This window comes from Gordonia sp. NPDC127522, from assembly GCF_042672305.1.
Classification (GTDB): Bacteria; Actinomycetota; Actinomycetes; order Mycobacteriales; family Mycobacteriaceae; genus Gordonia; species Gordonia hongkongensis.
The window spans coordinates 607,994-626,204 of sequence record NZ_JBHXVK010000001.1 but is presented as its reverse complement, the minus strand read 5'-3'; the positions used below and the strand labels follow the sequence as shown (position 1 = coordinate 626,204).

Annotated in this window: 21 protein-coding genes, 4 tRNA genes and 2 riboswitches; of the genes, 10 read left to right on the top strand and 15 right to left on the bottom strand. The window is 67.9% G+C overall.

Annotated elements, in window-relative coordinates; genetic code table 11:
• Positions 1-15: 15 nt before the first annotated feature.
• The 4 genes from ACFVHY_RS02885 to ACFVHY_RS02870 form a co-directional block, all read right to left on the bottom strand.
• A complete protein-coding gene (locus ACFVHY_RS02885; protein WP_247451578.1) occupies positions 16-474 on the bottom strand; it encodes a VOC family protein in 459 nt (152 codons plus the stop codon).
• Positions 471-947, bottom strand: coding sequence for an AraC family transcriptional regulator (locus ACFVHY_RS02880; RefSeq protein WP_280360618.1), 477 nt, complete (start codon positions 945-947; stop codon positions 471-473). Before ACFVHY_RS02880 ends, ACFVHY_RS02885 begins: the two co-directional genes overlap by 4 nt.
• A 21-nt stretch (positions 948-968) precedes the next feature.
• Positions 969-1,241, bottom strand: coding sequence for an excalibur calcium-binding domain-containing protein (locus tag ACFVHY_RS02875; protein ID WP_065629257.1), 273 nt, complete (start codon positions 1,239-1,241; stop codon positions 969-971).
• A gap of 150 nt (positions 1,242-1,391) precedes the next feature.
• The gene (locus ACFVHY_RS02870) at positions 1,392-1,781 is read right to left on the bottom strand and encodes a hypothetical protein (RefSeq protein WP_390268103.1); all 390 of its coding nucleotides are present in this window, start codon (positions 1,779-1,781) and stop codon (positions 1,392-1,394) included.
• Between the two features lie 126 nt (positions 1,782-1,907).
• On the opposite strand from ACFVHY_RS02870, the gene ACFVHY_RS02865 reads away from it, so the two are divergent.
• Complete coding sequence (locus ACFVHY_RS02865) at positions 1,908-2,792, top strand: alpha/beta hydrolase (protein ID WP_390268100.1); 885 nt, start codon at positions 1,908-1,910, stop codon at positions 2,790-2,792.
• A 2-nt stretch (positions 2,793-2,794) separates the two neighbouring features.
• Here ACFVHY_RS02865 and ACFVHY_RS02860 read toward each other — a convergent pair whose 3' ends face one another.
• A complete protein-coding gene (locus tag ACFVHY_RS02860; RefSeq protein ID WP_078113046.1) occupies positions 2,795-3,748 on the bottom strand; it encodes an L-lactate dehydrogenase in 954 nt (317 codons plus the stop codon).
• Positions 3,749-3,898: 150 nt separating this feature from the next.
• Positions 3,899-4,077: riboswitch (cobalamin riboswitch) on the top strand.
• 46 nt (positions 4,078-4,123) lie between these two features.
• Here ACFVHY_RS02860 and ACFVHY_RS02855 point away from each other — a divergent pair.
• The 4 genes from ACFVHY_RS02855 to ACFVHY_RS02840 all read left to right on the top strand — a co-directional run bounded on the left by ACFVHY_RS02855 (position 4,124) and on the right by ACFVHY_RS02840 (position 8,958).
• Positions 4,124-5,203 carry an iron ABC transporter permease gene (locus ACFVHY_RS02855; RefSeq protein ID WP_065629253.1) on the top strand — a complete coding sequence of 360 codons (1,080 nt, stop codon included), beginning with the start codon at positions 4,124-4,126 and terminating at the stop codon, positions 5,201-5,203.
• A 23-nt stretch (positions 5,204-5,226) separates the two neighbouring features.
• Entirely contained in the window at positions 5,227-6,033 is an 807-nt protein-coding gene (locus ACFVHY_RS02850) for an ABC transporter ATP-binding protein (protein WP_390268806.1), read from the top strand.
• 11 nt (positions 6,034-6,044) lie between these two features.
• Entirely contained in the window at positions 6,045-7,124 is a 1,080-nt protein-coding gene (locus ACFVHY_RS02845; RefSeq protein WP_390268096.1) for an ABC transporter substrate-binding protein, read from the top strand.
• A 205-nt stretch (positions 7,125-7,329) separates the two neighbouring features.
• Positions 7,330-8,958: a DUF222 domain-containing protein gene (locus tag ACFVHY_RS02840; RefSeq protein WP_390268093.1), complete on the top strand. Its 1,629-nt coding sequence runs from the start codon at positions 7,330-7,332 to the stop codon at positions 8,956-8,958.
• A gap of 70 nt (positions 8,959-9,028) precedes the next feature.
• On the opposite strand, the gene rplA is transcribed toward ACFVHY_RS02840, so the two are convergent.
• The 10 genes from rplA to ACFVHY_RS02790 all read right to left on the bottom strand — a co-directional run bounded on the left by rplA (position 9,029) and on the right by ACFVHY_RS02790 (position 13,956).
• Positions 9,029-9,745, bottom strand: coding sequence for a 50S ribosomal protein L1 (gene rplA, locus ACFVHY_RS02835; protein ID WP_065629251.1), 717 nt, complete (start codon positions 9,743-9,745; stop codon positions 9,029-9,031).
• 82 nt (positions 9,746-9,827) lie between these two features.
• Positions 9,828-10,262: a 50S ribosomal protein L11 gene (rplK, locus tag ACFVHY_RS02830; protein ID WP_004021736.1), complete on the bottom strand. Its 435-nt coding sequence runs from the start codon at positions 10,260-10,262 to the stop codon at positions 9,828-9,830.
• A 100-nt stretch (positions 10,263-10,362) separates the two neighbouring features.
• Positions 10,363-11,232: a transcription termination/antitermination protein NusG gene (gene nusG, locus ACFVHY_RS02825; protein WP_390268089.1), complete on the bottom strand. Its 870-nt coding sequence runs from the start codon at positions 11,230-11,232 to the stop codon at positions 10,363-10,365.
• 70 nt (positions 11,233-11,302) lie between these two features.
• Positions 11,303-11,776: a preprotein translocase subunit SecE gene (gene secE, locus ACFVHY_RS02820; protein WP_269554087.1), complete on the bottom strand. Its 474-nt coding sequence runs from the start codon at positions 11,774-11,776 to the stop codon at positions 11,303-11,305.
• Between the two features lie 39 nt (positions 11,777-11,815).
• Positions 11,816-11,888 (bottom strand) — tRNA-Trp (locus ACFVHY_RS02815).
• A gap of 246 nt (positions 11,889-12,134) precedes the next feature.
• A complete protein-coding gene (locus tag ACFVHY_RS02810; protein ID WP_390268086.1) occupies positions 12,135-13,232 on the bottom strand; it encodes a fused (3R)-hydroxyacyl-ACP dehydratase subunits HadA/HadB in 1,098 nt (365 codons plus the stop codon).
• A gap of 97 nt (positions 13,233-13,329) precedes the next feature.
• Positions 13,330-13,497, bottom strand: coding sequence for a 50S ribosomal protein L33 (gene rpmG / locus ACFVHY_RS02805; protein ID WP_045823858.1), 168 nt, complete (start codon positions 13,495-13,497; stop codon positions 13,330-13,332).
• Positions 13,498-13,590: 93 nt separating this feature from the next.
• Positions 13,591-13,664 (bottom strand) — tRNA-Met (locus ACFVHY_RS02800).
• Between the two features lie 21 nt (positions 13,665-13,685).
• A tRNA-Thr gene (locus ACFVHY_RS02795) sits at positions 13,686-13,758 on the bottom strand.
• Positions 13,759-13,875: 117 nt separating this feature from the next.
• Positions 13,876-13,956, bottom strand: a tRNA-Tyr gene (locus tag ACFVHY_RS02790).
• 155 nt (positions 13,957-14,111) lie between these two features.
• Positions 14,112-14,206: riboswitch (TPP riboswitch) on the top strand.
• Between ACFVHY_RS02790 and ACFVHY_RS02785 the strand changes: the two genes are divergently transcribed.
• The 5 genes from ACFVHY_RS02785 to ACFVHY_RS02765 all read left to right on the top strand — a co-directional run bounded on the left by ACFVHY_RS02785 (position 14,194) and on the right by ACFVHY_RS02765 (position 18,058).
• Positions 14,194-14,904: a TenA family protein gene (locus tag ACFVHY_RS02785; RefSeq protein WP_390268083.1), complete on the top strand. Its 711-nt coding sequence runs from the start codon at positions 14,194-14,196 to the stop codon at positions 14,902-14,904. (Overlaps the previous riboswitch by 13 nt.)
• On the top strand, positions 14,901-15,926 hold the full coding sequence (locus ACFVHY_RS02780) for an ABC transporter substrate-binding protein (protein WP_390268080.1): 1,026 nt from the start codon (positions 14,901-14,903) through the stop codon (positions 15,924-15,926). The genes ACFVHY_RS02785 and ACFVHY_RS02780 overlap by 4 nt, the downstream gene beginning before the upstream one ends.
• Positions 15,901-16,695 (top strand): ABC transporter permease, encoded by a 795-nt coding sequence (locus ACFVHY_RS02775; RefSeq protein WP_390268077.1) that lies wholly within the window; start codon positions 15,901-15,903, stop codon positions 16,693-16,695. The genes ACFVHY_RS02780 and ACFVHY_RS02775 overlap by 26 nt, the downstream gene beginning before the upstream one ends.
• Positions 16,688-17,515, top strand: a complete 828-nt coding sequence (locus tag ACFVHY_RS02770; protein ID WP_390268075.1) for an ABC transporter ATP-binding protein — start codon at positions 16,688-16,690, stop codon at positions 17,513-17,515. Before ACFVHY_RS02775 ends, ACFVHY_RS02770 begins: the two co-directional genes overlap by 8 nt.
• Positions 17,516-17,566: 51 nt before the next feature.
• Complete coding sequence (locus tag ACFVHY_RS02765; RefSeq protein ID WP_058253332.1) at positions 17,567-18,058, top strand: YajQ family cyclic di-GMP-binding protein; 492 nt, start codon at positions 17,567-17,569, stop codon at positions 18,056-18,058.
• Positions 18,059-18,211: the final 153 nt, after the last annotated feature.

Below are 18,211 nucleotides of genomic sequence, written 5' to 3'. Positions count from 1 at the left end.
GTTCGGCGGACCACCTCACTCGTCCGGCGCCCAGCGGCCGATGTCGTCGGCTCCGATCGGCCGGTCGGCGGCGGTGCGTTGGGTCATTCGCAACGCATTGCCGAACGGATCCCGGAACGCACAATCGGTGCCGTAGGGCTGGTCTTCGGGGTCCTGGGTGAACTCGACGCCGCGTGCGACGAGCGCCGCGTGGGTGCCGCGACAATCGTCGGTCGACAGGATCGTCACCGGCATCGCCCCCTGCGTCACGAGGTCGCGGATCTTCGCGGCGGTCTCGTCGGAAAGCGCGGGCGGCCCGGGCTTCTCGAGCAGGATGAGCCGGTCGGGTTGACCGGGCGGCGCGATCGTCAACCACCGCATGAAACCCATGTCGACGTCGGTGTCGACCGTGAAACCGAGTGTGCCGACGTAGAAGTCGAGTGCGACGTCCTGATCGAGGACGTAGACGGAATGGATACCGATGCCGTTGATCATGCGCCCGACGATACGACCGGCGGCCCGGCCGGCGCTTCTCCGAAATCGCTCACTTCGGCCGCTCGCGGGACCCCGGTGGCAGCATCGCTCGGCCTGGTCCACCGGCGCACGAAGCAACCGGGAACGGGAATCGGAGCGACACGCTGCCGGTAGGCCGTGGGACTGGAGCCGACGATTCGGCTGAACGTCCGGCCGAACGTGCCAGGACTGTCGTAGCCGACCAGCAACGCGACGTCGAGCACCGGGACGTCGGTGGTCCGAAGGAGGGCACAGGCCCGCTCGATGCGCCGACGCTGCAGGTAGCGGTGCGGCGTCTCCCCGAACACGGCCCGGAACCGGCGGATGAAGTGCGACGGCGACATCAGCGCGATGCGGGCGAGCGTTGCGATGTCGAGGTCGTCGGCGTAGGAGCGGTCGATGGCGTCGCGCGCACGGAGCAACCGGCGGTTCTCGTCCTCGACCTGGGTGAACACGTCACCCAGTGTGACGCACGCTCAGTGCTTCTCGCAGGCGATGCCGTCCCCGTCTCGGTCGCTCTCGGAGTTCGCCTCGTACAGTTCGTCGTCGACGGTGAACGTCGTGACCGGCGTACCCGACGTCGAGTCGACGGCGCCGGTCTTGCCGACACCGTGCGGGTAGTCGCCGCGCAGTTCGGTGCAATTGGCGTAGTCGGTTGCCGCCGCGGCGGGTGCCGCCACCATCAGCGGAGCGACCGTCATCGACGCCGCGGCCAGGAATCCGAGAACCATCTTTCGCGAGCAACGCATCGTGCTTGACCTTCTTCGTAGTGTCCCCCGACACCTCAACGTGACGAGGTGACACTACTGGGTTGGGTCGTCGAACAGCGCATGCGACGCGAAGATTGGTCCGGCCGACGGACACGCCGTCGGCCGGACCCGGGATCGGAAGGCGCGGGGTCAGCGGCGGGGTTGCTCCTTGAGCAGCGCACTGCCGAGCGGGACGCCCCAGCTGTACGTCGTGCCGACATATCCGTTCTTGGTGCGCCGAAACTCCGTACGCGCGAACCACTGGACCACCGGGTCCGCAGTGTGGGCCACGACGCCGCCGTGTGGCGTCTGCTGGATCTGCTGGCGCTGCAGATTCCACGGCCCGATCCCGAAGTAGTCGGTGTACATGCCGTTGCCGATGACCCGCGCATTCGACTCCGGCATCGGAATGAATCCGTAGATGAGTTGCTGCTGTTTGTAGTTGCCCGGCTTGATCTTGGCGTCGGAATCACCCGCGCCCACAGTCAATCCGAATACTGCTGTTCCGGCGATCAACGCCCCCGCTATCAATCTCTTCACGACGGCAGACGCTAGCAGCGTCGACGTCGGGTTCCATCTCGCTCTCCACAGCCTCCGGCAAGCCTGTCATTCGACAACGCGTATTGGTACAGTCCGCCCAGGCCACACACCGACAGCAGGGAAACGATGATCAGGAACGACGTCGAGTTCGATTCGTCCGGGACGACATGCCGGGCCTGGTGGTACCGGCCCGAGGGAACCACTCCGGCGCCGGTCATCGTGATGGCACACGGGCTCGGTGCGGTCCGGCGGATGCGCCTGGACGCGTTCGCCGAGCGCTTCACCGCCGCGGGATACTCGTGCCTGGTGTTCGACTACCGCCACTTCGGTGACAGCGACGGCGAACCGCGACAGCTGCTGTCCATTCGCCGCCAACTCGACGACTGGGCCGCGGCAATCGCCTTCGCCCGAACACTCAGCGGTGTCGACACCTCACGGATAGTGCTGTGGGGCACCTCCTTCGGCGGCGGACACGTCCTCGTCGCGGGCGAACGCGACGGCCGGGTGGCCGCGGTGATCTCCCAGTGCCCCTTCACCAGTGGAATAGCTTCCACCGCCGCCCTGGGAGTGGTGTCCGGGACGAAGGTGACCGTGCGCGCGCTCGCGGATCTGGCAGGTTCGGCACTGGGCCGTCCGCCGGTCACCGTCGGCCTCGCCGGTGCGTCCGGCTCGGCCGCCCTGATGACGGCACCCGACGCGGTGACGGGATACCTGCCGCTGGTGCCCGACGACCTGGAGTTCATCAACGAGGTCGCCGCGCGGGTCGGTCTCGCCATCCCGCTGCACACGCCTGGTCGGGCATTGCGAAAGCTCACCTGTCCCACGCTCGTGTGCATCTGCGACGAGGACACCGTGGCGCCGGCCGGACCTACTGCCCGGTACGCCCGCCGCGCCCCGGCAGCGCGAGTGATTCGTTATCCGGCAGGACATTTCGACATCTACATCGGCGACGACTTCGAGCGGGTGGTCGCCGATCAGCTAGAGTTCTTGCGCGGGACCGTCCCCGTGTGACGTCAGAACCCGAACCGCGCCTGCATCCCGCGCAGCGTTTCCGCCGATGCCAGCAGGCCCGCCCGCTCGGAGTCCGACAACGGGACATCGAGCCGGGTCTGGGCACCACCGCGGTCGACGACGGTCGGCAACGAGAGGCACACGCCGTCGAGCCCCTCGATGCCGTCGGCGCGCGTCGACACCGGCAGCACCCGGTGTTCGTTGTTCAGGATCGCCTCGACGATGCGCGTCGAGGCCAGACCGATCGCGTAGTTCGTCGCCCCCTTGCCCTCGATGATGGTGTACGCGGCGTGCACGACCTCGTGGTGAATACGTTCGCGCGCAACGGCGTCCATCGCCGGACGGCCGGGCAGCGGCGTCCACGAGGTGAGCGGCACGCCCCCGATCGACGCCGAACTCCACAGCGGGATCTCGCTGTCGCCGTGTTCGCCGACGATGTAGGAGTGCACGCTCTGCACCGCGACCCCGCAGTGTTGCGCGATCAGGAATCGCAGCCGGGACGAGTCCAGTACCGTGCCCGACCCGAAGACCTGGTGCGGTGACAGCCCGCTGATCTCCTGGGCGGCGTAGGTGACGATGTCGACGGGATTGGTGACCATCACATAGATCGCGTTCGGGGCCACCGCCAAGACCCCGGGGAGGATGGCGCGTGTCAGACCGATTGTCGCCTCGGCCAATTCGAGGCGCGACTGCCCGGGTTTCTGCTTCGCGCCGGCGGTGAACACGACGACGTCGGCGTCCGCGCACACCGACACGTCGTCGGATCCGATGATGTCCGCCCGCGGCACGAACTCGAGGCCGTGGGACATGTCGAGCACCTCGGCGGTCACCTTGGCAGCGTTGATGTCGAGGAGGGCGATGGTCCGTGCGACACCTCGGATGAGGGACGAGTAGGCGATCGCGGTGCCCACCGCACCCGCCCCGATGATGGCCAGTTTCGTGTCTCGTACGTCCATCGGTTCACCGTTTCCGCGTCGGGTTCATCGATCGTCGGCCCCCAGCGTAGGTGCTCGCGTGTCGGCTGTCCGGGCACCGATGTCACGCATCGTTGCGCCCAGAACCACGAACTGCGACATCTGACTCAGATGTCGCAAATCGTTGTTGGTATGTTCAGCCCCGAGAACGGTCACACCCGCACACGTGGGTGTCAGGGAACCCGGTGTGAATCCGGGACTGGCGCGCAACGGTATGGGAGACGGATTCGGCGCGGACACCGGGGCGACCCGGGAAGGCGCCGGCCCCACGATCCCGAGTCCGATTACCGGCCGTTCTCGCTCGAGTCCATCGTGTATCTCGCGCACAGATACCCAGACCGATAGGCAGTACCACCCGTGTCCCGTCGTACCGACGGCACGACCGAGAGCGCGACCGCCCCGTCGGTCCGGCGACTCCCGTCGACGCCGCTAGCCGCAGTACTGTTCGTCCTCACCCTCCTCAGCATCGCCCTGGCCACCGCTTTCGGCGCGGAGACGATCCCCGTCGGCGACGTGTGGCACACCGTCGTCGGCCGGATGACCGGGGCCGAGCTCGACTCCGCGCACGCCGTCATCATCTGGGATCTCCGGTTGCCCCGGTCCGTGCTGGCCGCGCTGGTCGGTGCCGGGCTGGCGCTGGCCGGCGCACTCATGCAGGCCCTGGTCCGCAACCCGCTGGCCGAGCCGTACCTGCTGGGTGTGTCCGCCGGCGCGGCGGTCGGGGCCACCGCGGTGATGACCCTCGGCGTGCTCGCGGGACTGGGCGTCTGGGCGCTGTCCGGCGGGGCGCTGCTCGGCGCGCTGGCCGCCACCGTCACGGTGTACCTGGTGGCCCGCGCCCAGGGCGGGCTGACCGCGCTGCGACTCATCCTGTCCGGGGTGGTGTTGTCCTCGGCGTTCATGGCGTTGTCGTCGCTGCTGGTGTTCACCGCCGCGGACCCGCACGCCGCCGACAACGTGATGTTCTGGATGCTCGGCAGCGTCGCGGGCGCCACCTGGGCGAAAGTGCAGATCGCCGGGGCGGTCGTGCTGGTCACCGTCGTGGCCATGCTCGCCATCCACTCCTGGCTCGATGCCTACGCGGCCGGAACCGACACCGCGACGTCGCTGGGCGTGCCGGTACGCGCGATGCGCAACGCGCTGTTCGGTGTCCAGGGTCTCCTGGTCGGCGTGCTCGTCGCGGTGGCGGGCGGCATCGGCTTCGTCGGTCTCATCGTCCCGCACGCGGCGCGACTCCTGGTCGGCGCCACCCACCGCGCGATGTTGCCGGTGGCGGTCTGCGGCGGTGCGCTCTTCCTGGTGTGGGTCGACGTCATCTCACGGGTGGCGGCCGCACCGCGCGAGATGCCGCTGGGCATCGTGACCGGACTGATCGGGGCACCGATCTTCCTTTTCCTGATGGGACGACGCCAGTACGTGTTCGGGGGTGGCTCGTGACCGACCCCACCCGCGCATCGTCGATGTCGTTGCGCGCGAACGCGCTTGCGTGCCGTCGCGGTGGCCGCGTCGTACTGCGGGATGTCGATCTCGCGGTCCCCGCCGGCACCCGACTGGCCATCGTCGGGCCCAACGGTTCCGGCAAGACCACCCTGCTGCGCACGCTGTGCGGTCTCGAACGCCCGGTCGCCGGCACCGTCGAGGTGAACGGAGACGACCTCCACCGCATCCCCTCGCGACGCCGCGCCATGTCGATGGCGGTGGTCGGCCAGGAGGAACAGCCCTCCGCGGAGCTGACGGTCGCCGAGGCGGTCGGCCTCGGCCGGACCCCGTACCGGTCGGCCTGGTCCACCGGGAGTTCCGACGACAAGACGGTGGTCGATCGCGCGTTGATCCAGGTCGGGCTCGACGGCTGGGGCACCCGCTCGTGCACCCAGCTGTCCGGCGGCGAACGGCACCGCGTCGTCCTCGCCCGCGCGCTCGCTCAGCAGACCCCGATCCTGGTGCTCGACGAACCCACCAATCACCTGGACGCCGCCTGGCGACTACGACTGATGGAGATCCTCGACGAGCTCGACGCCACCGTGGTCGCGGCGATGCACGACCTGGACCTGGTGTTGCGTCACTTCGACTCCGTCGCAGTGGTTTCCGACGGCGGTGTCATCGTCCACGGGCCACCGGTCGAGGTGCTGACGCCGGCTCTGCTGGCCGACGTCTTCGAGGTGTCCGGCACCGTCGTCGACCATCCATCGACGGGCCTGCCCCATCTGCTCCTGAACACTCCCACCACCACACCCGCCCCCAGCACTCTGACGAAAGACATCCCGTGAGAGGACATCCTTTGACCATACGTACGTCCCGAGTCCACCCGACCGTCGCCATCGTGGCGGCGGCTCTGACGCTGGGAACTGCCACCGCCTGCGGTGCCGACAGCACTGTGGCGTCGGAAAGCACTGTCACCATATCGAATTGCGGAGCCGACGTCGCTTACCCGCAACCCCTCGACCGGTTGTTCGTCAACGACGGCGGCATGATCGCGATCGCACTCGCCGCCGGTGCCCGTGACAACATGGTGGCGGTCAGCGCGCTCGCCCGGGACAAAGACGTCCTGCGGCTCGAGTACGGACCCCAGGTCGACACCCTGAACGAGGTCGCGACCGAACGTCCCACCCTCGAGAACATCGTCGCGGCGAAACCCCAAGTGCTGTATGCCGGATACAACTACGGCATGAGCGAGTCGCGCGGAATCACACCCGAGATCCTCGCCGGACACGGCATCGACGTGTACCAGTTGTCCGAGGCGTGCCGGCAGACCGAGGGCGAGGCGCAGCGCGGCACCATGGACCCGTGGGTCGCGCTCGACACCGACCTTCGCAACATCGGCACCCTCACCGGCAATCCCGAGCAGGGCGCCGCCGCGGCCGACGAGGTGGCCGACCGCCTCGAGAAGCTGCGCGCCGCACCACAACCCGCCGCGAAACCGACGGTCTTCGTCTTCGACAGCGTCTCGGACACCATCTTCTCCTCCGGATCCTTCGGCGGCCCGCAGGGCATCATCGACGCCGCGGGCGCGCGCAACGCGACCGAGGACATCGAGGACACCTGGACCGCCGTGAGCTGGGAACGCCTCACCACCGCGGACCCCGACGTCATCGTGTTCGTCGACTATCCCGGCCAGTCGGTCGACGAGAAGATCGCCGCCCTGCGTTCGAATCCGGCGAGCCGGAATTTGAAGGCGGTGCGCGAGAACCGCTTCGTGAACCTGCCGTACGCGATGTGGGTGTCGAGCCCACTCAACATCGACGCCGCCGAGATCATGCGCGGCGTTCTCGAGAACCACGGCCTCGCACCGGAATCCGGTATCACCCCGTCCCTGGATGTCGCGCAATTGGACCTCGGGGGCAACAACTGGCTGGAGTGAGTCGCGGGACGCCCCGTTGAACACGTGGGGCCGCGGCGATCGTCATGCCGCCGCCACACGGAGAAGTCGGTGGACCCCTACCACGAGGCACCGACAAGTTACCGGCTCCGAATAGCGTTGCACAACATCAGTTTTGGCTTGCAATGCGCTCGCACCGGTGTACACTCGAACGTACATTCGCGGCAACGGTTCTCGGGGGGTGACCATGTCTGACGAACAAGCGTCGCGGCGACCGCGTGCCCTCGAGTTGGTGGCCGACCTGCACCGCATCCTCGGTGAGTTGCAGACCGTGGATCTGTCGCCGTGTACCGATGCCGAACTCGCCGACGTGGCCGCGGAGACCGAGCGCGCGATCGCGCGTCTGACCGTCGCCGGTGACCGGCAGATCGATCAGGTCGAGACTCGTGATCTGCCCCGCAAGGCCGGCTGCCGCACCCTCATGCAGTACATGACGCACCGGTTACGAGTGTCGAACCCGATGCGCCGCCGTAAGCAGATGGACGCCACCGCCCACCGGACCAGCCTCGGCGGCGAGGTCCTCCCACCCGAATACCCTTGCCTCGCCGAAGCTTTCGCACAAGGCGCGGTCGGCACCGCGCACGTGCAGGCCACCCTCGATGTCCTCGACCGCATCCCGGTCGCCGTCGACCACGACATCAAGGTCGCCGCCGAGCGGCAGATGGCCGAGATCGCCGAAGCCCACACCCCCGCTGAGATCACCCAACTCGGCGCGCGCCTGCTCGCCCACCTCGACCCCGACGGCACACTGGCCGACGATTCGGAACGCAAGAGGCGCCGCGGCCTGTGGATCGGTCGGCAACGCGCTGACGGGACCGCAAAGATCTCGGGCACGCTGACTCCCGAACTCCACGCCAGGTTGTCGATGATGTTCGCGGTCTGGGGCAAACCTGGACTCAACAACCCCGACGACCCCGCCTCACCCCAAGGCCCGGCCGGCACCGCCGACCCCGACGCCCTGACCGCCGCAGCCGACCGCGACGGTCGCACCCTCGCCCAGACCAATCACGACGCCCTCGACGCCGCACTCGCCGCAGGCTTCGCCGACGGAACACTCGGCACCTCGCACCGCGGCCTGCCCGTGCAACTGATCATCAAAGCCGACCTCTCCGACCTGATCCGCGAAGCCGGACTGGCGACCACCGCCACCGGCACCCTGCTCCCCATCCGGGACCTGATCGCGATGGCCGCCGACATGCAACCGTGGCTCGCGCTCTTCAAAGACGCCACCACCGTCCCCCTGCACTTCGGACGGGGCAAACGCCTCGCCACCCGCGAACAACGCCTCGTCTCCTTCGCCCGCCCCGACGGGGAAGTGTGCTCCGCACCCGGCTGCGATCAACCCGCCACCCAAGTGGAACTCCACCACGCCGAACGAGACTGGGCCAAGGGCGGACTCACCGACATCGACGACCTCGCACCCGCCTGCCCACGCCACAACCGCATGGTCGGCGACCAACCCGGCCAATACACCACCCGCATCGCCCGATCCGGACCCGACGAAGGCCGCTGCGTCTGGCGACTCAACGCCGAACCCGGCGCCCCACCCAACCCCGAACACATCAACCGCCGACCCGACATACCCCGGCAGTTCGCACAACACCTGAACACCGTGCGCAACGACATCCACGGACCTGCCACCAGGCCCGGCGACCAGTCGCGCCCCGACGCCGTCGGCTACGGCGACCGCGGCCGGCGCCTCGAACTCGCCTACCGCGAACTCGTCCATCCGCGAACACCGCCGGAGCACCTCACCACCCCACCGCTGACCCCGGTCGAAGCCGCACTCGCACGCATACTCACCGACCACGCGTGATTGCACACGACACGAGGGGCCCGGCATCGGAATGCCGGGCCCCTCGTGGGTGTCAGTGCGCCTGATCAGATCAGGCCTGCGGTGCCTCCGCGAAGTTGCGGGTGACCGCCGGGTCGACCGGGATGCCCGGGCCCGTCGTCGTGGAGACGGTGACCTTCTTGATGTAGCGGCCCTTGGCGGCCGACGGCTTGGCGCGCATGATCTCGTCGTAGGCAGCGCCGTAGTTCTCGGCCAGCTTGGCCGGGTCGAACGAGGCCTTGCCGATGACGAAGTGCAGGTTCGCAGCCTTGTCGACGCGGAAGTTGATCTTGCCGCCCTTGATGTCGTTGACGGCCTTGGTGACGTCGGTGGTCACGGTGCCCGTCTTCGGGTTCGGCATCAGGCCGCGGGGTCCGAGGACACGCGCGATACGGCCGACCTTGGCCATCTGATCCGGGGTGGCGATCGCGGCATCGAAGTCCAGCCAACCGCCCTGGATGCGCTCGATCAGATCCTCGGCGCCGACCTCGTCGGCACCGGCGGCGGTGGCCTCGGCGGCCTTGTCGCCGGCGGCGAACACGATCACGCGGGCAGTCTTACCGGTGCCGTGCGGCAGATTGACGGTGCCTCGAACCATCTGGTCTGCCTTACGGGGGTCGACGCCCAGCCGGATCGCGACCTCGACGGTCGCGTCGGTGTTCTTCGACGACGTGTCCTTGGCCAGCTCCACAGCCTCCAGCGGGCTGTACAGCTTGGTCTTGTCGACCTTCTCGGCCGCGGCCGCGTAGGCCTTGCTCTTCTTGCTCATTGCTCTGTTCCTTCTCCGCCGTCAGTCGGCGGGGTGTGTGGTGCGGGCCGAGCCGGCCCTCCCACGGTGACGATGAGGTCTGTCAGCCTTCGACGGTGATGCCCATGGACCGAGCAGTACCGGCGATGATCTTCGCGGCCTGGTCGATGTCATTGGCGTTCAGGTCTTCGGCCTTGGTCTTGGCGATCTCACGGACCTGGTCCATGCTCACCTTGCCGACCTTGTTGGTGTGGGGCTCGCCGGAGCCCTTCTGCAGGCCGGCGGCCTTCAGCAGGAGCTTCGCAGCCGGCGGGGTCTTCAACTTGAAGTCGAAGGAGCGATCTTCGTACACGAAGATCTCGACCGGGATGACGTTGCCGCGCTGCGACTCGGTCGCCGCGTTGTACGCCTTGCAGAACTCCATGATGTTCACGCCGTGCTGACCGAGCGCCGGACCCACGGGCGGGGCCGGGTTGGCCTGGCCTGCCGAGATCTGGAGCTTGATGATCCCGGCGAGCTTCTTCTTCTTGGGAGGCATCTTCTGTTCCTTGCTTGTTTCCTTGCGAATTCACGCCCGCTGGAGACGTGAAAGTCTGTGTGTACTCGGTTGTCGCCCGCTCCTCGTCGGCGCCGGCGCGCTAGATCTTCTCGACCTGGTTGAACCCGAGCTCGACCGGCGTCTCGCGACCGAAGATCGACACGAGGACCTTGACCTTGCGCTGCTCGGCGTTGACCTCGCTGATCGACGCGGGCAGCGTGGCGAACGGGCCGTCCATGACGGTGACCGACTCGCCGACCTCGAAGTCGACCTCGATGACGTTCGACGCGGCGGCCGCTGCGGCCTCGACGCCCTCGGCGGCGGCACCGCGCGACGCGGCGGGCTTCTTGGCCTCGGTCCGCGGCATCAGGAACTGCAGCACCTCGTTGAGCGAGAGCGGCGACGGCTTGCTGGTCATCCCGACGAAGCCGGTGACGCCCGGCGTGTTGCGCACGGCGCCCCACGATTCGTCGTTGAGTTCCATGCGGACGAGGATGTAGCCCGGCAGCACCTTGCGGTTGACCTTTTTGGGCTGGCCGTTCTTGATCTCGGTGACCTCTTCGGTCGGCACCTCGACCTGGAAGATGTAGTCGCCGACGTCGAGGTTCTGCACGCGGGTCTCGAGGTTGGCCTTGACCTTGTTCTCGTAACCGGCGTAGCTGTGGATCACGTACCAGTCGCCGGGCGCGCGCCGGAGCTGCTTACGCAGTTCCTCGACCGGATCGACCTCCGCCTCTTCCACCGGGGCCTCTTCCGCCGGTGCGTCGTCGGCGGCATCCGCGGCCTCGTCGGCATCCTCGGAGACGGTGTCCTCGGCGGGGGCCTCGTCACCATCGACGACCGCGTCGTCGGCGACCGCGTCACCCTCGGTGTCCACCGCGTCGGTCACGGCCGCGTCGACAGCGTCGACGTCGGCAGCAGCCACGTCGACGGAATCGGTCGAGGCGAGTTCGTTCTCCGGGGTGCTCACTGCAGCCCACGCTCCTTATGGTTCATCTGGCGGTCGTGTTCCTCGTCGCCGGCCGAGCCCACCGCGTGGGTCAGCCGAACAACCAGAGCACGCCCTTGGCGAAGGCGAGGTCGAGGCCGGCAATGAACGCGGTCATCACGATGACGAACACGAGCACGACGATCGTGTAGGTGATCATCTCGCGCCGCGTAGGCCAGATGACCTTCTTCAGCTCGGCGACGACCTGCGTCAGGAAGACCCAGATCCGTACGAACGGATTCCGGCTCTCCTCGGCAGACGCCTTCTTCTTGGTCTTGCGTTCCTTGACGGCGACGGACCCCGTGTCGGAGTCGGTGTCACCGTCGGTTGCACCCGCCGCCGAGCGACGTCCGCGAGCCGAGCGCTTACCGGACGGACGCAGCTCCTTCGCGGTTCCGGTCGACGTGTCGTCGTCCGTACCCGCGTCGGTGGCCTCGTCGCGACCGTCGAGCTCAGCCGCGGCCGAATCGGCCGCAGAACCCTCTGCGGCGTCTTTGGCGCGGGCGGCCCGGTCTCGCTTGCTCAACTTCGCGGTCCTCTCGTCAGCGTGTGCCCTTCACCAGGGCAGGGGCGACAGGACTTGAACCTGCAACCTGCGGTTTTGGAGACCGCTGCTCTGCCAATTGAGCTACGCCCCTTTGCGACGCCCGCCACCGGAGTGGTCGGCGTTGCCGTGCTTCTCGATCCGGCCTCGCGGCCCGTCGACGTTTCGTCGCCGACAAAACCAACGCGCCACCCTATGGGTAGCGCGCAAGTCTGAATCAATCAGACACTTCAGTGTAGATCACCGGGGCGGTGGACCCAAAACGGGCTCGCCTCCGCTCCCCCGACGACCGTACACGCCACCCGTCCGTGAGCCGCCCGAACGGCTCGCGACCGGTCGATCAGTTGAACTGGATGACGGCCTGCGCGCGTCCGAAGATGCGGCGATCGCCCTGCTTGGCGGTGATGGCGATGGTCCCGCGGCGGGTCGCGGGATCGAGCGACTTCACCTTGCCGGTGAAGTCGACGGCCGCGCTGTCGTCGGCCGGGACGTACACCGGGCTGGTGAAGCGCACGTTGTACTCGCAGAAGGCCGCCGGGTCGCCGATGAACTCGGAGACGAAGCTCGCGCCGAGCCCCATCGTCTGCATGCCGTGCGCGACGACGTCGTCCATCCCGGCCGCGTTCACGACGTGGTCGGAGAAGTGGATCGGGTTGGGGTCGCCGGCCACGCCCGCATAGTTCGCGAGGTTGCCGCGCGTCAGCAGGTAGCGCTTGGGCGTGAGTTCCTGACCCACCGTGAGCGTGTCGAAGTCGACGGCACCGAAGGCGCCAGGCGACTGCGTCGGATCGGGGAGGTCGTAGCGACCCGCCTTCGGCTCGACGGTGTGCCCGGACTCGCCGATGGCGTCGACCTTGATCATCACGTGGTCGAGGGACGCCTCGAGTTCGGGGTCGACGTCCATGCCGGGACGCGCGGCCAGGGAGGTCCACGTGGTCATGACCGGCTCGTCGTGCTGGTTCCAGATGACGTTCTTGGTGACCATCAGGTCGATCATCTCGGGACTGCTCACATGCCGGAACGACTCGAGCGAGACGTCGCAGATCAGTCGGTCCCCGACCTTCATCGGCTGGTGGTAGACCAGCCGCTGATCGGTCTGCATGATCTGCCACATGTCGTAGCCGGTGATGACGTCTTCGAAGAGCTTGCGCTGGGCGATGATCCCGAGCACCGACACGTAGGTGGGCGCGGCGATCAGGCGGTCGTGACCGAAGGCCCGCGCGCCCTCCTCGCTCCAGTGGGTCGGGTGCGCGTCCTGCACGGCCATCGCGTGCTTACGGATCTCCTCGCGGCCGATCTCGTAGTAGTCGTCGACCGTGTAGTGGAAGCCGACGAGGCTCTGCGTGTGGGCGGCGATCTCGTCGGGGGTCGGCTTCGCGCCACCGTTCGACGCCTCGTCCGGACGATCCTGGATCTCGGCTCCGCTTACCTGTGACATTGAGCTCTACTCCCTTCGGGCCCGACACAACAAGACGGGCTGCCTCATCGAGAGGCAGCCCGCTGCTGGTGGTACTTCGAAACGGCCGACGACAGCGTCAGCGCGATTCCTTGTGCCCCTGATGCTTGCCGCAGTTCGGGCAGAACTTCTTGATCTCGAGGCGATCGGGATCGTTGCGGCGGTTCTTCTTCGTGATGTAGTTACGGTGCTTGCACACCTCGCAGGCCAAGGTGATCTTGGGGCGAACATCTGTTGAGGAGGCCACTTGATTGCCTTCTTTCGGGTGGTACGTGGTCGGGTTCGGAAGTTCCCTCAGGGCTTGCGACCCTTGCGCTCGGTTCCGGTCGGACCCGATGTGTAGCGGTGGAGGGACTCGATCCCTCGACCTCACGATTATGAGTCGTGCGCTCTAACCAGCTGAGCTACACCGCCCCGCGGACTTCTCGTCCAGCGAGCCCCCTGACGGAATCGAACCGTCGACCTTTTCCTTACCATGGAAACGCTCTGCCGACTGAGCTAAGGGGGCGTGCCCCGGGCGGTTGTGCCCGAGAGCCTTAACGAGGTTACACACTCGCGTCTGCGCTAGACAAATCGCTGGTCGGAGACCGTCTGTAGAGCAGTTTCGCGAGAATGGACCACGCTGTGGCAGGTATAGGATTCGAACCTATGTAGCTTGCGCGACGGATTTACAATCCGCTCCCTTTGGCCGCTCGGGCAACCTGCCGTGCCGCTCTTCCGGCCACCGTGACGGCCGTACGAACAACGCCGTGAAGAATACAACGAACACCGCATCAACGCGCAAACCGGCTGGTCAACAGGCCGGGACATGGTCGTGGCACAGGCGTCCCACTGCGACCCCCACTCCTGCTACTGTGGCTGCGTTCTGACACGGGGTGCTCCGCGACGCGGGGCTGAGATGAGACCCGAGAACCTGTCCAGGTAATGCTGACGAAGGGATGTCATGTCTGTGCATGCGCACTTGCCGGTCTCCGGCCGATTCTCCGACCACCTCTGGGAGGAGACGAAGGGGTTGCGGACGGCGATCGACGACCTCGAGTTCCTGCGGCGGCTCGGCGACGGGACGCTGCCACTGGAGGTGTTCCGCACCTACATGGAGCAGGACTCGCTGTACCTCGCCGGGTACGCGAAGGCGCTGGCGATCCTGGCGTCGAAGTCCCCCGACCCGCAGACCGCGGGGTTCTGGGCGAACTCGTCGGCCACCGCGGCCACCGTCGAGTCGGCTCTCCACGGCGACCTGCTCAACGGCGGCCAGCTGCCTCCGCGTGAGGGCGAACCCGAGCCGTCGCCGGCGTGCCTGGGGTACGTGTCCTACCTGACGGCCGTCGCCGCGACCGAGTCGTATGCGGTCGGCGCGGCCGCGGCCCTGCCCTGCTTCTGGATCTACGCGGAAGTCGGCCGGGCCCTGGCCGCGAGTGCCGCCCAGGTGCTCGCCGCCGACCCGAACCACCCCTACGCGCAGTGGGTGACCACCTACGACGCCCCGGAATTCCAGGAATCCGCCTCGCGGGCAAGGGAACTCGTGGACGCGGCTGCGGAGCACGCCGGCGAGCGCGAACGGGCCGCGATGGCGACGGCGTTCACCGTCGCCACGCGGTTCGAGCTCCTGTTCTGGGACACCGCGCTGAACCCGCAGCCGTGGCCCGCCGCATGAGCGCCCGCGCGCGCCGCCTCCTCACCGTGCTCGCCGCCGCGGTCGTCGCGTCGTCGGCGATCACCGCGTGCGGTTCGGGCGCCGGTTCGGACGGCACCATCCGATTCGCGCTCGACTGGTCCCCGAACACCAACCACACGGGCTTGTTCGTGGCGCAGCAGCGCGGCTGGTTCGAGGAGGCCGGACTCGACGTCGAGATCCTGCCGTACAACAACACCGCCGTGGACACCATCGTGGACGCGGGCAACGCCGAGTTCGGGATCAGCACCCACAACTCGTCGACCTTCTCGCGGGCATCGGGCGCGCACACCATCTCCGTGTTCGCGCCGCTGCAGAAGTGGGCCACCGGCATCGGTGTCCGCGCCGACCGCCGCGACATCACGAGCCCGAAGGACCTCGACGGGAAGACATACGCCGGTTTCGGCGACCCGGGCGAGGAGAAGACCCTCGAGCAGGTGATCCGGAACGACGGCGGCACCGGCGAGTTCACCTCGGTGACCCTCGGGACCTCGGCATACGAGGCCGTCTACTCCGGTCAGGCCGACTTCACCGTCTCCTATCTCGCGTGGGAGGGCATCGAGGCCGAGCATCGCGGAACCCCGATGAGGTACTTCCACTACACCGACTTCGGATTCCCGGAGGCATACGCGATCGTCGTCGACGCCAACGAGCACTGGCTGGCGGACAACCCGGACCGGGCGGCGGCCTTCGTGACGGCGCTGCAGCGCGGCTACCAGGCGGCGGCCGACGACCCGGACGCGGCCGCCCGCGACCTCCTCGCCGCCAACCCCGGCGCGTTCAACGACGAGCAACTGGTGTTCGAGAGCCAGCGGTTGCTCGCCGGCCAATACATGAAGGACGCCGACGGCCGGGTCGGCCGGCAGACGCTCGAACAGTGGGCCGGGAACTCCGGATTCCTGTACCGCAGCGGTCTGCTGACCGGCCCGGACGGGGCGCCCCTCACGACCGAGCCGGACTGGTCGACGTACTTCACCAATGACTACCTCGACGCCCCTCGGTAGCACCGGCCTCCGTCGCATCGCGCCCGCGCTCGTCGCGGTGGTCGTCCTGGTGGCGGTCTGGCAGGTCTACGTCGACGTCAGCGGAATCCGGCCGCAGGTGCTGCCGTCGCCGTCGCGCGTCGTCGCGCAGGGTTGGTCGCACCGCGCGGAGATCGGGGTGCACGCCGCGGCGACGCTGCAGGTGACCCTGATCGGGTTCACGGTCTCGTTGGTCCTGGCCTGGCTGCTGGCCATCGTCGTCGACTTCTCGCCGGCGCTGCGACGGGCGTTCGTGCCGTTGTTCGTCGCCTCCCAGACCCTGCCGATCATCGCGATCGCACCGCTGATGATCATCTGGTTCGGCTTCGGCCTGCTCCCGAAGGTGCTGGTCATCGCCCTGGTCACGTTTTTTCCGGTGGCGATCGGCCTGATCGAGGGATTCGCCGCCACCGACCGCGAGGCCGGCGCGCTGATGCGCAGCATGGGGGCCACCCGCCGCCAGGTCTTCCGGTACGTGCGGCTCCCGTCCGCGATACCGAGGTTCTTCACCGCGCTGCGGATCGGCATCACCTATGCGGTGGTGGGCGCCGTGTTCGCCGAGTACGTCGGCGCCACCCAGGGGCTCGGCATCTACATGAGCCTGCAGAAGAACTCGTTCCGCACCGACCTGGTGCTCGCGGCGGTGCTGGTGACCGCGCTCCTGAGCGTCACGCTGTACCTGCTCACCTTCGCCGTCGAGCGGATCGTCGCGCCCTGGGCTCGCGCCGAGGACCGGAGCCACCATGACTGACCACCGGCTGGTCCCGGACCACCGACTGGTCGTCGACCGGCTCACCAAGTCCTATCCCCGACCCGGACGCGGACAACCTCGCCGGGAGGTCCTCGACGGGGTGTCGTTCACCGCCGAGCCCGGCGAGTTCGTCTCCGTCATCGGGCCCAGCGGATGTGGCAAGAGCACCGTCTTCGGCCTGCTGGCCGGACTCGACGTCCCCGATTCCGGCAGCGCGTCCGTCGGCTCCGAACCCGCCGTCGCCGGACACTGCGCGTACATGCCGCAGAAGGACCTGCTGTTCCCATGGCGCACCGTGCTGGACAACACCATCCTCGGCCTCCAGGTGCAGGGCGTGCCGACGAAGGAGGCCCGACGCCGGGCCGCGGACCTGTTCCCCGCCTTCGGACTCGCCGGATTCGAAGACGCCCGCCCGTTCCAGCTGTCCGGCGGGATGCGGCAGCGCGCCGCACTGCTGCGCACCGTCGTCCAGAATCGCGACCTCGTGCTGCTCGATGAACCGTTCGGCGCCCTCGACTCACTCACCCGGACCGAGATGCAGACGTGGTTGCAGTCGGTGTGGCAGCGCTACCGGTGGACCGTGCTGATGATCACCCACGACGTCCGCGAGGCCGTCCACCTCTCCGACCGCGTGATCGTGCTGTCCGCCCGCCCGGCCACCGTGGTCCACGAGGTGCGTGTCGACCTCCCGCGCCCGCGCGATCCGGCGGGGCTCACCGCTCCCGAGTTCGTCGCCCTCGAGCGAGAATTGCTCGAGGTGCTCCACGACGAGTCACGTCGTGCCCTCGCCGAGCAGGCACAGCGTCGGACGCCCCGGTAGGCTCCCGCGGCCGCCCACTGTCGCTGATCGCCATGACATACCCTGTCGGACATGGCTGATTCATCCTTCGACGTGGTGAGCAAGGTCGACCGGCAAGAGGTCGACAACGCCCTGAACCAGGCTGCCAAGGAGTTGTCGCAGCGGTACGACTTCCGCGGCACCAACACCGGCATCGAGTGGTCCGGCGAGGAGAACATCGTGATCACCTCGGACGCCGAGGAGCGCGCGCAGGCGGGCCTCGAGGTGTTCAAGGAGAAGCTGATCCGACGCGACATCTCGCTCAAGGCCTTCGACGCCGGCGAGGTCGTCGGCTCCGGCAAGACCTTCAAGATCACCGGCTCGCTGGTGCAGGGCATCGACTCCGAGCACGCCAAGAAGATCTCCAAGAAGATCCGCGACGAGGGGCCGAAGGGCGTCAAGGCGCAGATCCAGGGCGACGAGCTGCGCGTGTCGAGCAAGAAGCGCGACGACCTGCAAGCCGTCATCTCGCTGCTCAAGGGCGAGGACTTCGGTATCGCCCTGCAGTTCGTCAACTACCGCTGACGCGCCCGGTCGGTGGGTCGGCCGCACCGAACCCCGACCGTCGGAAACCCAGACGGGCGCTGCGTCGTTTGACCGGATGAGGCGCCCGCACTCCGCGGCCGGCACCGGGTTCGCCCGGGCCGCCCGCGGAGCCCGAGACCCGCGGCGCCGGAC